Here is a 14,039-nt window from a genome sequence, read left to right as displayed (position 1 = left end):
GGATTAGACGTCGCGGGTCGGGCGGAACCGGAAAGATTTGTTGCGGATGTGCAATATTTTGAAACCGCTCCGTTCGCGGCCTCAGGTCGTCGGGGCGGCGCGCTCGCTCCAGAGGTCCAGGTCGTCCTCGCGGCCKATCAGGGCCAGGCCCGAGGCGATGGACTCGAACTCGCCGCCGCTCTCGATCTTGGCCGCCCCGAAGCGCCGCACGAAGATCTCGCGGACGGCCGGGACGAACGAGCTGCCGCCGGTCAGGAACACGCGGTCGACGCGGTCCGCCCCCAGGCCGGAACGCTCCAGCGCCTGGTCGACGGCGATCTCGATGGCCTTCAGCTCGGGGGCGATCCAGCCCTCGAAGTCCGCGCGCCTGACGGTCTTCTYGATCAGCACCGAGCCCGCCTCGAACCGGAACGTCGCCTCGTCCTGGCTGGACAGCGCCTCCTTCAACGCCGAGACCGAACGGTAGAGGGCGTAGCCGTGGTTGTCGTCCAGCACCTCGATCAGGCGGGCGATCTTCTCCGGCTCGACGGCCGTTCTCTCCAGGGCGCGGATGTCGCGCATGTCCTTGGAGGCGCGCAGCAGGGCCAGCTGATCCCAGCGGGCGAAGGCGGTGTAGTAGCGCTGGGGGATCGGCAGGCGGTTGTCGAACGCCTTGTACAGGCTGCCCTTGCCCAGCTCCGGCGAGACCAGCTGGTCGATGATCCGGTAGTCGAAAGCGTCGCCGGCCACCCCGACGCCCGATCGGGCCAGGGCGGTGGAGCGCAGCTTGCCGTCTTCACGCTCGAACCGCACGATTGAGAAGTCGCTGGTGCCGCCGCCGAAGTCGGCGACCAGCACGGTGGCGTCCTGCTTCAGCTGGCGGGCGAAGAAGAACGCCGCTCCGACGGGCTCGTAGGCGTAGCGGATGTCGGTGAAGCCCAGGCGCTTGAAGCCGGCCTCGTAGCGCGCCAGGGCCAGGGCCTCGTCGGGATTGCCGCCGGCGAAGGTCACGGGACGGCCGACGATCACCCGCGCGGGCAGGGTCTCCATCGCCGCGCCGCCATGGCCCTTCAGCTTCAGCAGGAAGTCCGACAGCAGGTCCTCGAACAGGTAGCGCTTGTTGAGGATCTTGGTCTCGGTGAAGGCGGCGCTGGCGGCGAAGGTCTTGAACGACTGGATGAAACGGGTCTCCAGCGGGTCCTCGACATAGGCCTCGATCGCCCAGGGGCCGGCCTCGGTCACCAGGGTGTTGGGACGGCCGCCCGCGCCCATCAGGGCGTGGAAGCTGAGCGCCGACCGGAAGGCGAAGATGTCGCCGCCGGCCGTCGGGAACTTGACCAGCGTGGCGGGGCCGTCGCCGTGGGTCATCGAGACCACGGTGTTGGTCGTGCCGAAATCGATGCCGATCGTCGCTTGGGGAACGGACGTCATGGGAGCGCCTGGTCGGGAGGAGGGCAGGGTTCCTAACCCTCCAGGCGCTGGCGTCAAGCGCGGGGCGGCGGTTTCGACGGCGAGGCCTTGGCGACCTGTGTTCCATGGCTAAGGTCTAGGCATGCATCGCAGACGATTCCTGGCCGCCACGGCCGCCGCCGCCCTCGTTCCCACCATGTCCCGCGCGGTGACGCCGGACGGGACGTTCATGGTCGACAGCCACGTGCTGGGCGGTCAGCGCCGCGTCAATATCGCCCTGCCGCCGGGCTATGCCGGGTCGAAGCGGAAGTACCCGGTGCTGTACCTGCTGGACGGCGGCACGGTTCAGGAGGATTTCCCCAAGATCACCGACTTCGTCGCCGAGGCGGTCGCGGCCGGTCGCGCGGCGCCGATGATCGTCGTCGGGATCGAGGGCGTCGACCGCAAGCACGACCTGACCCACCCGGCGACCTTCGCCGACGACCTGAAGCTGCTGCCGCAGTCCGGCGGCTCCGCGGCGTATCGTCGCTTCCTGGTCGACGAACTGCAGCCCTGGGTGAAGGCGCGTTATCGCGTCAACGGCCACAAAGGCCTGATCGGCGAGTCGCTGGCGGGACTGTTCGTGGTCGAGACCTTCCTGCGCGAGCCCCAGGCCTTCGACGCCTACCTGGCCGCCAGCCCCAGCCTGTGGTGGGATGACCAGAGCCTGTCGCGCGAAGCCGCGTCCTTGCTGGCCAAGGGGAAGTTCGGCGGGCGTCGGCTCTACCTGTCGATCGGCGACGAGGGCACGACCATGCAGGCGGGCGTCGACCGGGTCGTGGCGGCGCTGAAAGCCAAGCCGCCCAAGGGCCTGCTGTGGCGCTACGACCCCATGCCGAACGAGCATCATTCCACGATCTACGACCCGTCGGCGAAGGCCGGCCTGCCTTGGCTGTTTCCGCCGCGTTAACCCGTCTTTCACGTCGCCGAGCGGAAAATCTCCCGAATTATATGACATGGGCCACGCGCGTTCCTGCGGTCAGGCCTGACGGGGGAAGCCATGGGTCTCGACGACCTCAAGATCTCGACCAAGGTTCTGCTGCCTTCCGCCATCCTGGCCGTCGCCGTCCTCGGCTGCACGGGCATGGGCGTCTGGCAGCAGAAGAGCCTGCAGGACGCCACGCGCGTCCTGGTCGAGCATCGCTCGCCGGCCGAGGTCCAGTCGGCCCGCTTCAGCCGCCGCCTGAGCATGATGGGCCACGCCGCCCACCGCGCGGTCACCTATGACGGCGCGTCGGAAGCCGCCCAGTCGGCCTCCAAGGAACTCGACAAGGTCTATGCCGAGGGCAAGGACAGCCTGGACAAGATGGTCAAGGCCGACCCGAGCATCGCCCCGACCGCCGACGGCTTCCGCCAGCGCATCGACGCCCTCTACGCCGACGGCCGCGCCGCCGCCGACCTGGGCTTGGCCAATGATGACACCGGTGCCATCGCGCGCCTCTCCGCCCTCGATCCTGCCATCGAAAGCCTGTCCAAGGACGCCAAGGCCTGGGGCGACGGCTATCACGTCGAGACCGACGCCCTGGTGGCGACCGCCAACAAGAAGGCCAACGAGGGCGCGCTGACGATGATGGTGCTGGGCCTGGTCGCCGCCCTGGGCGGCATGGGCCTGGCGCTGTGGATCGGCTCGCGGAAGATTTCGCGTCCGCTGGCCTCGCTGTCACGAACCATGACCACACTGGCCCAGGGCGAGGTCGACGTCGAAGTGGCCGGCGCCGGCCGCAAGGACGAGGTCGGGCTGATGGCCCGCGCGGTCCAGGTGTTCAGGGACAACGCCGTGGCCTTGCGGACCTCCGAAGCCGAGCAGCAACGGATCAGCGCCGCCAGCGAAGACGAGCGTCGTCGCAACGAGGCGGCCAGCCAGGGCGCGGCCAGCGACCAGGCCTTCGTCATGGAACGCATCGCCGCCGGCTTGGCGCGCCTGTCGCGCGGCGACCTGACCGTCCGCGTCGTCGACCAGTTCCCTGAAGGCTACGGCCAGCTGCGCACCGACTTTAACGGCGCCATGGAGCACCTGGACCAGGCCATGGGCCAGATCCTGACGGCGGTCGGCGGCATCGGCCGCAGCTCGGACGAGATCACCGCCGCCGCAGACAACACGGCGCGCCGCAGCGAGCAACAGGCCGCCAGCCTGGAAGAGACCGCCGCGGCCCTGGACGAGATCACCGCCACGGTGCGCCGCGCCTCGCAGGGCGCCAACGACGCCGCCCGCGTGGTCGGCTCGACCCGCGAGGACGCCGAGCGTTCGGGCGACGTCGTCCGCGACGCCGTCGCGGCCATGAACGGCATCGAGCAGTCCTCCCAGCAGATCGGCCAGATCATCGGGGTGATCGACGAGATCGCCTTCCAGACCAACCTGCTGGCTCTGAACGCGGGCGTGGAAGCCGCCCGGGCCGGCGACGCCGGCCGCGGCTTCGCGGTCGTCGCCCAGGAAGTCCGGGCCCTGGCCCAGCGCTCGGCGGAAGCGGCCAAGGAGATCAAGACCCTGATCTCGACCTCGGCCGGCCAGGTTGGCCAAGGCGTCAAGCTGGTCGGCCAGACCGGCGAGGCCCTAGAAGGCATCGTGTTCAAGGTGGGCGAGATCGACGCCCTGGTGAAGGAGCTGGCCGCCTCGGCAGGCGAGCAGGCCACCAGCCTGCACGAGGTCAACAGCGCCGTGAACCAGATGGACCAGGGCGTGCAGCAGAACGCCGCCATGATCGAGCAGGCCACCGCCGTCAGCCACGCGCTGAAGACCGAGATCGGCGGCCTGGTGCAGATGATGGGCCGTTTCCAGGTCAGCGGCGGCCAGGCCTCGGCCCAGCCGATGCGGCGCGCGGGCTAGCTGATGGCCCGCCGTCTGGCCAGGGCCCGGTGGATCGCGGTGTCGATCTGGTGCGGCCTGGTCCTGCTGCTGATCGGCATCGGCGTCTTCGTGCTGAACGAGCCGACGCCGGTCTGATCGCCGCTGCATTGACTTCGCGGCCGGCCTCCTGTCGATACGCCCCTCAAGAGAGAGGGCAGCGGCCTTGGAAGATTTCGACGTCGTGGTGCTGGGCGCCGGCGCGGCCGGCATGATGTGCGCCATCGAGGCGGGCAAGCGGGGCCGCAAGGTGCTGGTCGTCGACCACGCCAAGGCTCCCGGCGAGAAGATCCGGATCAGCGGCGGCGGGCGCTGCAATTTCACCAACGTCAACGCCGCTCCGGCCAACTTCCTGTCGGCCAATCCGAAATTCTGTGTTTCGGCCCTGCGGCGCTATCGGCCCAGCGACTTCATCGCCCTGGTCCAGAAATACGGCATCGCCTTCCACGAGAAGACCCTGGGTCAGCTGTTCTGCGACGGCTCGGCTAAGCAGGTCATCGAGATGCTGCTKACCGAGATGGACGGGGCGGGCGTGACGCTGCGCCTGGAGACCGAGGTCAAGGGCGTGGCCAAGGATGGGGAGGGCTGGCGGGTCAGCTTCTCGAACGGTCCGGTGACCTGCCGCTCGGTCGTGGTCGCCACGGGCGGCAAGTCGATCCCGAAGATGGGCGCGACGKGCCTGGGCTACGAGATCGCCCAGCAGTTMGGTCTGGACATCGTCGAGACCCGGCCCGCGCTCGTTCCGCTGACCTTCGAGGTCAAGACCCTGGAGCGCCTGGCGCCCCTGTCGGGCGTGGCCTTGGACRCGGTGGTTTCCAGCGGCAAGACGAAATTCGCCGAGGCCATGCTGTTCACCCACCGGGGGCTGTCGGGTCCGTCGATCCTGCAGATTTCGTCGTACTGGCGCGAGGGCGGCGAGATCAGCGTCGACATGGCCCCGGGCGTCGACGTCTTCCAGACGCTGCGGACCGCCCGAACGGCCACACCCAAGCGCGCGCTGTCCACCGTGCTCGGCGAGTTGCTGCCGAAGCGCCTGGCCCAGCTGATCGCCGAGGACGCCGGGGCCTACGGCAACATGGCGGACTGTTCGGATGTGCTGCTGCGCGGCGTGGCCGCCACGGTCAATGCCTGGACGTTCAAGCCGGTGGGCTCGGAAGGCTATCGCACGGCCGAAGTGACCCTGGGCGGCGTCGACACCGACGGCCTGGACTCGCGGACCATGGAGGCCAAGGCCGCTCCCGGCCTGTACTTCATCGGCGAGGTCGTGGACGTCACCGGCTGGCTGGGCGGGTATAATTTCCAGTGGGCCTGGGCGTCGGGCTGGTGCGCCGGGCAGGCGGTCTAGCAGTCCCTCCCCCGTGGGGGAGGGACGAGCTCAACTACTTCTTCTTGAACGGCGCCTTACCCGGCTTCTTACCGAAGGCCGGCTTGGCGCCGAACGCCGGCTTGTCGCCGAACGAACCCTTGGCCTTGAACGGCTTGGGGCCCTTGAACGGCTTGGCCGGACCGGCGCCGGCGTCGACGCGCGGCTTGCGGAAGGGCTTTTCCGGCGCGGCGGCCGGATCGTAGGGCACGCTCTCGCGGTCGGTGCGCGGGGCGCGACGCGGGGCGGCCTCGGCATAGGCGCGGGGCGCTTCGTCACGCGGCTTGAAATCGCGCTTGGGACCTTCGGCGCGGGGCTTGAAGTCGCGCTTCGGGGCTTCGTCGCGATCGCGCGGCTTGTAGTCGCGCTTGGGTTCCTCGTTGCGGGCGTAGGGCTTGGCGTTGCTGACGCCGTCGGCGCCGAACGAAGACGGACGTGGGGCGCGGGGGCCACGGTCGTCGTCGCCGCGCGGGGCGCGGGGCTTGAAGTCGCGGCGCGGGGCGTCGTTGTCGTCACGCGGCGGACGCGGCGCGTACTCCCGGCGCGGACCGGCCTCGCGGGCGGCCGGGGCCGTGGTCGGGGTGATGGTCACGTCGTCGCGCACGGTGGCCTGGACGRCGGCGCCGAACTTCACTTCCGCCTCGGCCGAGATCTCGAACTTGGTGTCGTAGTCGAAGATCCGGATCGAGCCGATGTCCTTCTTGGTGATGTGGCCCAGTCGGCAGATCAGCGGGATCAGCCACTTGGGGTCGGCGTTGTTGCGGCGGCCGGTGTTGAGGCGGAACCAGGCTGAGTTGGCCATGTCGGCGCGCGGTTCGCGTTCCGGACGATCCCCGAAGTCACGCGGCTCGCGGTCGGCGAAGCGGTCGGCGCCGCGATCGGCGCGGGCCCGCGGACCCGGATCGGCGCCGTGGCGCGGATCGTCGTAGATCTCTTCCGGGGCCGGCAGCTTGGCGCGGCGGGCGCGGATCAGGGCGGCGGCCAGCTCTTCCGGCGTGCGCCGTTCCAGCATGGCGGCGACCAGGCCGGCGTCATCCTCGTTCGAGGCTTCCGAGAAGATCGGGTCGTCGAGCAGGCGCTCGGTGTCCTTCACGCGGATCTCGTCGGCGGTCGGGGCGCCGCCCCACTGGCCTTCGACGCCGGCGGCCATCAGCAGCTGCTCGGCCTTGCGGCGGCGGGTGTAGGGCACGACCAGGGCGCTGACGCCCTTCTTGCCGGCCCGGCCCGTGCGGCCCKAACGGTGCAGCAGGGTGGCCTTGTTGACCGGCAGCTCGGCGTGGATGACCAGGCCCAGGTCGGGCAGGTCCAGGCCGCGGGCGGCGACGTCGGTGGCGACGCAGACGCGGGCGTGGCCGTCGCGCAGGGCCTGCAGGGCGTCGGCGCGCTCGCGTTGGCTCAGCTCGCCCGACAGGCCCACCACGTCGAAGCCGCGCTCACGCAGCTTGGCGTGCAGCGAGCGGACGCTTTCGCGGGTGTTGGCGAACACCAGGGCGCCGGGGCTTTCGAAATAGCGCAGCAGGTTGACGACCGCGTGCTCGACCTCGTTGGGGGCCACGCGCACGGCGCGGTACTCGATATCGCGGTGCGGTTCGTTGCGGCCGATCGTGTCGATGCGGACGGCGTCGTTCTGGTAGCTCTTGGCCAGTTGCACGATGTCGCGCGCCAGGGTTGCCGAGAACAGCAGGGTGCGGCGTTCCTTGGGCGCGGCGTCCAGGATGAACTCCAGGTCCTCGCGGAAGCCCATGTCCAGCATCTCGTCGGCCTCGTCGAGGACGGCGACCTTCAGCTCCGACAGGTCCAGGTGGCCGCGCTCGATGTGGTCGCGCAGGCGGCCGGGGGTGCCGACCACGATGTGGGCGCCGTAGTTCAGGGCGCGCTGCTCGCGGCGGGCGTCCATGCCGCCCACGCAGTTGACGACCACGGCCTTGGCCTCGGCGTAGAGCCAGGTCAGCTCGCGATTGACCTGGATGGCCAGTTCGCGGGTCGGGGCGATCACCAGGCACAGCGGCGCGGCGGCGCGCTCGAAGGTCTCGGCCTCGCCCAGCAGGGTGGGGGCGGCGGCCAGGCCGAAGGCGACGGTCTTGCCCGAGCCGGTCTGGGCGCTGACCAGGAGGTCGCGGTCGGCGGCGTCGGCGTCCAGCACGGCGGCCTGGACGGGGGTGGGCTCGGCGTAACCTTGAGCGGCGAGAGCCCGCTCAAGAGCGGGGTGGGAGGCGGGGAAGGGCATACGGGGTCCAGTTCGTTCAAGCGGACGGCGCACACACAAACGCGCGCGGCCCGCACCACGACCAAATGACGACCCCCAAACGGACCGCGCTTCTTGGTCAATATCTTCAGAGAATAGACCGTTTTCGCCGGGATGCCGATGAGGCGCGACGATGGGCGGTCGGATGGGCGGCCTAAGGAAGGCAAAACCCGTCCAAATGCAAGTGCGGGCGCGCAATATCGCATCGGTGTGGCGATTTGGCTCCCGTGCGTGTCCCGCTCGTGTCGCCATACTCCAGCCGCCGTCGGGCGGGCCGAGCTTGCCTGATGGTAAAGTATAAAACTCGACATTTCAAAATTGACGAAGATGATAATTTATGTTCGGCGTCATATCTCCAATAGTAGAGATAATTGGTCAATATGTCGCACGCGAATACATGGGAATCTAGGAGTATGATCACAAATTAACTTAACGCGTTAAGGTGCGAAGCGAGAAGTCGCCATACCCTTATCGCGGGTTTGGTGAAGGATTACATTGTGTCAGCGTCAGAAGTTGTGTTCTCGGACCAAGGTCCGACCGCGATTATCCACGTTTCGGCCGGCGCGGCGGCAGGGGGCGACGGCAGTTCGGATAGTCCTTATGCCACCATTCAGGCCGCGGTGGCGGCAGCAAAGCCCGGCACGGCGATCTATGTGCATGCCGGCACCTATGTGGAGAACGTGAAGATCCCCTGGAACGCCAGCGGCACGGCGGACGCACCGATCTGGTTGCTTTCGGCCGACGGCCCGCAGGCCGCCACGATCGTGGCCGCGAGCAACGACAAGCCGACGATCCAGGCGCTGGGCGTCGACAACTACGTGATCAAGAACTTCGCCATCGTCGGCGGTTACGACGGAATTCAATTCAATCAAAGCGGTAGCGACTTTACCAACTACGTCAACAACATCGTGATCCAAGGCAATGTCATTAGCGGCTCTGTCGAGGACGGCATCAAGGTTGGGCAGGCCAACAACGCCTATGTGTTGGACAATGTCGTTCACGATATCGGTACCGAGGAAGGCATCGATTTCGTCGGCGTACAGAACGGCGTCATAGCGCGCAACGAAATCTACAATCTGCAGAACACCACCGCGGCGATCTTCGCGAAAGGTGGATCGAGCGACATCACAATTTCGGACAACAATATTCATGACGTGACCGGCGACGGGATTTCGGCCGGCGGCTGGACCGGCGACGCCTATATGCTTCCGGGCGCGGACTATGAAGCCAAGAATGTCGATGTCACCGGCAACAAGGTGGTCAACGTCGGCAAGCTGCCGGTCAGCGTGCATGGCGCGGTCGATGTCTCGATCACCGACAATTATCTGGTTTCGAACACCAAGGCCCCGTGGGCCGTCTATGTGGCCACGGGAAATCCCAATGCCGAGACGGTTCGATATTCTTCCGACGTCACGGTGTCGGGCAACACGCTGATCGGCGCTGTGGCGGTCACCCGCATCGAGGCCGGCAACGGCACGGACGTGGTCGTGAGCGACGACAACGGGTCCGGGGTCATCTGGACGGGCGATGTCGGGCCGGACGCGGTGGCGCTTTGGTCGCCGACGATCACGCTGCCTTCGGAGTCAGCCACGCCGTGGGAGGAAAGCGCCAGATCGGCGCAAACCATCAAGGGGACGAGCAGCGCCGATCTCCTGACGGGAACGTCCGGCGACGACTATATCGACGGCCTTACCGGGCTCGACACGATGACCGGCGGCGCGGGCGACGACACCTATGCCGCGTCCAGCTCCCGGGACGTGGTCGTCGAGGCTGTGTCAGGAGGTGTCGACACGGTCCTGCTCTACGAGTTGTCCTATCAGCTGGGGGACAATGTCGAGAACCTGACCGCCAAGTCGAACCAGGGCGCGACCCTGTTCGGCAACGGCCTGTCGAACATGCTGATCGGCGCCGCCGGCGCTGACACGCTCATCGGGGCCGGCGGCGCGGACTTCATGACCGGCGGTGCGGGTGCCGACGCCTTCATGGTGTCGGTCGACGGCTCAAGCGTGGTTTCCGATTTCACCGCGGGGGACAAGGTGGTCTTGGCCGGTGACGATTTCGCCAGTTTCGCCGAATTGCAGGCCGCGCTCGCTCAGTCCGACGCCGACACTGTGCTGCACTTCCGCGACGGACATACCCTGACCCTCAAGGGTGTCGTCGCCGCCGACCTGACGGCGACCAGCTTCGATCTCGACGGCCTGGCGACCACGGTCGCCGCCGGTGGCGCGACGACGGCGACCTTCACCGGCACCTCAAAGTTCGACGTCATCACCGGCACGTCTTCCAACGACAAGATCGACGGCCGCGCCGGCGCCGACGTCATGAAGGGCGGGGCGGGTGACGACACCTATGTGGTCGACAGCGCCGGCGACCACATCCTCGAGTTCGGCGGGGGCGGGATCGACACCGTCCTAGTCCAGGCTTCGCGCTATCTGCTCGAGGCCCAGGTCGAGAACGCGACGATCACGACGAATGACGGCGCGACGGTGATCGGCAATGCGTCGGCCAACTGGATCATCGGCAAGGACGGCGCTGATCATATCGAAGGTGGCGGCGGTCTCGACAGGCTCACCGGCGGCGCCGGGGCGGATGTCTTCGTCTTCCATAGCGTGGCCGACGGCGCGGATGTCATCACGGACTTCAGTGTCGGCCAGGACAAACTGGATCTGTCGGCCCTGCACCAGGACTATGCGTCGGGAACCTGGAGCACGGCCCAGACCGACGCCGGGCTCCAGGTCTACTTCGACCACAACGGCGCCCATGACCTGATCGCCACGCTCGAGCACGTCACCACCCTGTCGGCCGGCGACATCCTCTTCTGAGGCTTTCATGGGCTCAGAACGCAAAACGCCCGGAGCTCGGCTCCGGGCGTATCGCCGACACTTCCCCTCTTGGCGGGGGATGAAAGGCTCTAGCGGTTGCGGACGCCCGTGACGGTCAGCGAGGCTTGCGGGGAATTCAGCTGCGACACCGCGCCGGCGACGGCCTCGCGGTGGCAGGCCGAGGCGGCCACGGCCTGCTTCACATACTGGAAGCTGTGGGCGTCCGCGCCGCAGGCCTCGAGGGCGGCGGCGTCGATGCGGCGCATCAACCGCTGGGCGTCCTGCGGGTTGTTGAGGTTCAGCTTGGCCTTGGAGACCGGGATGCTGACGGTTTCGGTCTCGGCCTGGGCGGCGAAGGCGGGCGCGGCGCCGGCCAGCAGGAGCAGAGCGGCGGTCGAGGCGGCGAGGGTCTTCATTTGACGTCTTCCCTGTTTCGGCGACGTCTCGGGGCGCCGCTCGGATCGATCCCGTCTCGAGCCGCAAGCGGTTTGGCTCGAAATCGAGTTCGAAACCTTGCATCTGCCTAGTTTGCGCGCGGGAAAAGCGAAAAAGGTCGACAAAACGGTCAAAAACCGAGCGTTCGCGACTCATCGGCGCGCGAAATGTCGAATTCATTTGAGGGGTTAGCGGCGCTTGATGGGCGCAAATCTGAAATGTCAGATTTTTTCATAGGTCGCCGTTTCCCTCCCCGAAAAGGGGGAGGGAGCGGGGCCTAGAGGTCCAGGTCGTCCGCCGCGAACTCGGCGTTTTCCTGGATGAAGCGGAAGCGCAACTCGGGCTTGCGGCCCATCAGGGTCTCGACCAGGGCCTCGACCGCGTCTTCCGAGCGGGGAAGGGTGATCTTGGCCAGGGTGCGCACCGACGGGTCCATGGTGGTCTCCTTCAGCTGGGAGGCCATCATCTCGCCCAGGCCCTTGAAGCGGCCGATCTCGGGCTTCTTGCCCTTGAACATCGTGGCCAGCAGCTCGTCCTTGTGGGCGTCGTCGCGGGCGTAGGCGCTCTTGCCGCCGTGGCTGATGCGGTACAGCGGCGGCAGGGCCAGGAACAGGTGACCCTGGCGGATCAGCTCCGGCATGGTCCGGTAGAAGAAGGTGATTAGCAGCGAGGCGATGTGGGCGCCGTCGACGTCGGCGTCGGTCATGATGATGATGCGCTCATAGCGCAGATCMTCTTCCCGATACTTGTTGCCGCCCTGGGCGCCCAGGGCCAGCATCAGGTCGCTGAGCTCCTTGTTGGCCGTGAACTTCTCGCCGCTGGCCGAGGCCACGTTGAGGATCTTGCCGCGCAGGGGCAGGATCGCCTGGTTTTTGCGGTTGCGGGCCTGCTTGGCCGAGCCGCCGGCCGAGTCGCCTTCGACGATGAACAGTTCGGCGCCGTCCACGGCCCCGGCCGCGCAGTCGGCCAGCTTGCCCGGCAGGCGCAGCTTGCGGGTCGCCGAGGCGCGCTGGACTTCCTTGTCCTTGCGGCGCTTCAGGCGCTCCTCGGCCCGCTCGATCACGAACTCCAGCAGGGCCTGGGCGGCCTTGGGCGAGCCGGTCAGCCAATGGTCGAACGGATCGCGCAGGGCGTTCTCGACGAAGCGCTGGGCCTCGCTCGATGACAGCTTTTCCTTGGTCTGGCCTTGGAATTCCGGGTTCTTGATGAACACCGAGATCAGGGCGCCGGCCTGGGCGATGACGTCGTCGGCGGTGATGATCGCCGCGCGCTTCTCGCCCTTGAGCTCCGCATAGGCCTTCAGGCCCCGGGTCAGGGCGGCGCGCAGGCCGCTTTCGTGGGTGCCGCCCTCGGGGGTCGGCACGGTGTTGCAGTACGACTGCATGAAGCCGTCATGCTCGCCGAAGCCGCGCGGGGTCCAGGCGATGGCCCATTCGACCGCGCCGGCCTCGCCCTGGCGCTCGATGCGCCCGGAGAAGCTGTCGGGCGTGACCATCTCCAGCCCCTTGGTGCGCTCGGCCAGGAAGTCGGCCAGGCCGTTGGGAAAGTGGAAGGTGGCTTCGGGCGGGGTCTGGTCGTGGATGCGCGAGGGATCGCAGGACCATTTGATCTGCACGCCGCGGAACAGATAGGCCTTGGAGCGGGCCATGCGGTACAGGCGCGCCGGCTTGAAGGCGCAGCCCTCGCCGAAGATCTGGTCGTCGGGCTTGAAGCGGACCTGGGTGCCGCGCTTCTTGCTGGGCTGGATCTTCTCGACCGGACCCAGCGGCTTGCCGCGGGCGAAGCTCTGGCGATGCTCGAAGCCGTCGCGCCAGACGGTGACCTCGACCAGTTCCGACAGGGCGTTGACGACGCTGGCGCCGACGCCGTGCAGGCCGCCCGAGGTCTCGTAAGCCTTGCCGCTGAACTTACCGCCAGCGTGCAGGACGGTCATGATCACTTCCAGGGCCGACTTGCCCGGATGTTTGGGGTGCGGGTCCACGGGCATGCCGCGGCCGTCGTCGCGGACCGACAGGAAGCCGTCGGCGTCGAGCTTGACCTCGATGGTCTTGGCGAAGCCGGCCACGGCCTCGTCCATCGAGTTGTCCAGCACTTCGGCGAACAGGTGGTGCAGGGCGCGTTCGTCGGTGCCGCCGATGTACATGCCCGGACGCATGCGCACGGGCTCCAGGCCTTCCAGCACCTCGATGGCGCTGGCGTCGTAGGCGCCCGACGAGGGCGGAGCGGCCTCGGACTTGGCCGACGGAGGCGGAGGGGCGGCCGGACGGGGCGCGGGCTGCGGATGCGGTTCGCGGGCGGGGAACGGCGAGGCCGGCACGGGCGCCAGGGCGTCGTCGTCGAACAGCGAGAAGGAAGCGGGAGCGTCTTTGGAGGACATTACGGGAACATGCGTCGATTCGGCCGGAGCGCCCCGTATGGGCCGCGCCGCGCGCGAAGAAAAGAGGGGGATAGGTCGGCGAACGGGCGGATTTGCCCGCTCGGACGGACACATGGCAGGGTGGCGCGTTCCTCAGACGGTTTCAACCCAACCGGAGCGCCCGATGACCTGGAAGCCCCTCACCATCCTGCTGGCCTCGCTGAGCTTGCTGGCCTGCTCCAGCCCCGGTTCCGGCCCGGCGCAACCGACCCCGCCGCCCAACGCCCGCACGCCCGTGGCCGAGGGCGGCATGTGCGGCGGCTTCGCGGGCTTCCAGTGCGCCGAGGGGCTGAGCTGCCAGATGCAGGCGGGCCAGTGCAAGACCGTGGCCGACGCCTCGGGCGTCTGCCGCAAGCCGCCCCAGATGTGCACGATGATCTACGCCCCCGTCTGCGGATGCGACGGCAAGACCTACGCCAGCGCCTGCAACGCCGCCGCCAAGGGAGTCAGCGTCGCGTCCCAGGGCGAGTGCAAGGCCGGCTAGGGGC

The 14,039-nt window shown here is 67.9% G+C and carries 9 protein-coding genes; 5 read left to right on the top strand and 4 right to left on the bottom strand.

Annotated features, from left to right (window positions below; translation table 11 throughout):
* Positions 1-81: 81 nt before the first annotated feature.
* Entirely contained in the window at positions 82-1,410 is a 1,329-nt protein-coding gene (locus AC1U89_RS16970; protein WP_479900848.1) for an Hsp70 family protein, read from the bottom strand.
* A gap of 121 nt (positions 1,411-1,531) precedes the next feature.
* Between AC1U89_RS16970 and AC1U89_RS16965 the strand changes: the two genes are divergently transcribed.
* The 3 genes from AC1U89_RS16965 (at position 1,532) to AC1U89_RS16955 (ending at position 5,615) form a co-directional block, all read left to right on the top strand.
* The gene (locus AC1U89_RS16965; RefSeq protein ID WP_479900847.1) at positions 1,532-2,338 is read left to right on the top strand and encodes an alpha/beta hydrolase; all 807 of its coding nucleotides are present in this window, start codon (positions 1,532-1,534) and stop codon (positions 2,336-2,338) included.
* A 90-nt stretch (positions 2,339-2,428) separates the two neighbouring features.
* Entirely contained in the window at positions 2,429-4,252 is a 1,824-nt protein-coding gene (locus AC1U89_RS16960; RefSeq protein WP_479900846.1) for a methyl-accepting chemotaxis protein, read from the top strand.
* A 184-nt stretch (positions 4,253-4,436) separates the two neighbouring features.
* Positions 4,437-5,615 carry a BaiN/RdsA family NAD(P)/FAD-dependent oxidoreductase gene (locus AC1U89_RS16955; protein ID WP_479900845.1) on the top strand — a complete coding sequence of 393 codons (1,179 nt, stop codon included), beginning with the start codon at positions 4,437-4,439 and terminating at the stop codon, positions 5,613-5,615.
* Between the two features lie 34 nt (positions 5,616-5,649).
* Here AC1U89_RS16955 and AC1U89_RS16950 read toward each other — a convergent pair whose 3' ends face one another.
* Complete coding sequence (locus tag AC1U89_RS16950; RefSeq protein ID WP_479900844.1) at positions 5,650-7,860, bottom strand: DEAD/DEAH box helicase; 2,211 nt, start codon at positions 7,858-7,860, stop codon at positions 5,650-5,652.
* Positions 7,861-8,360: 500 nt separating this feature from the next.
* Between AC1U89_RS16950 and AC1U89_RS16945 the strand changes: the two genes are divergently transcribed.
* On the top strand, positions 8,361-10,700 hold the full coding sequence (locus AC1U89_RS16945) for a right-handed parallel beta-helix repeat-containing protein (protein WP_479900843.1): 2,340 nt from the start codon (positions 8,361-8,363) through the stop codon (positions 10,698-10,700).
* 89 nt (positions 10,701-10,789) lie between these two features.
* On the opposite strand, the gene AC1U89_RS16940 is transcribed toward AC1U89_RS16945, so the two are convergent.
* Together AC1U89_RS16940 and parE are read right to left on the bottom strand one after the other, a co-directional pair.
* Complete coding sequence (locus AC1U89_RS16940; protein WP_479900842.1) at positions 10,790-11,116, bottom strand: UrcA family protein; 327 nt, start codon at positions 11,114-11,116, stop codon at positions 10,790-10,792.
* 296 nt (positions 11,117-11,412) lie between these two features.
* A complete protein-coding gene (parE, locus tag AC1U89_RS16935; protein WP_479900841.1) occupies positions 11,413-13,512 on the bottom strand; it encodes a DNA topoisomerase IV subunit B in 2,100 nt (699 codons plus the stop codon).
* A 163-nt stretch (positions 13,513-13,675) separates the two neighbouring features.
* Here parE and AC1U89_RS16930 point away from each other — a divergent pair, with 163 nt between their 5' ends.
* Entirely contained in the window at positions 13,676-14,035 is a 360-nt protein-coding gene (locus tag AC1U89_RS16930; protein ID WP_479900840.1) for a Kazal-type serine protease inhibitor family protein, read from the top strand.
* The last annotated feature ends 4 nt before the right edge of the window (positions 14,036-14,039 follow it).

This window comes from Caulobacter sp. 05T431 (assembly GCF_056665975.1).
Note: the sequence above shows the minus strand (reverse complement) of the source record. Positions and strands in the feature narration are given on the sequence as shown.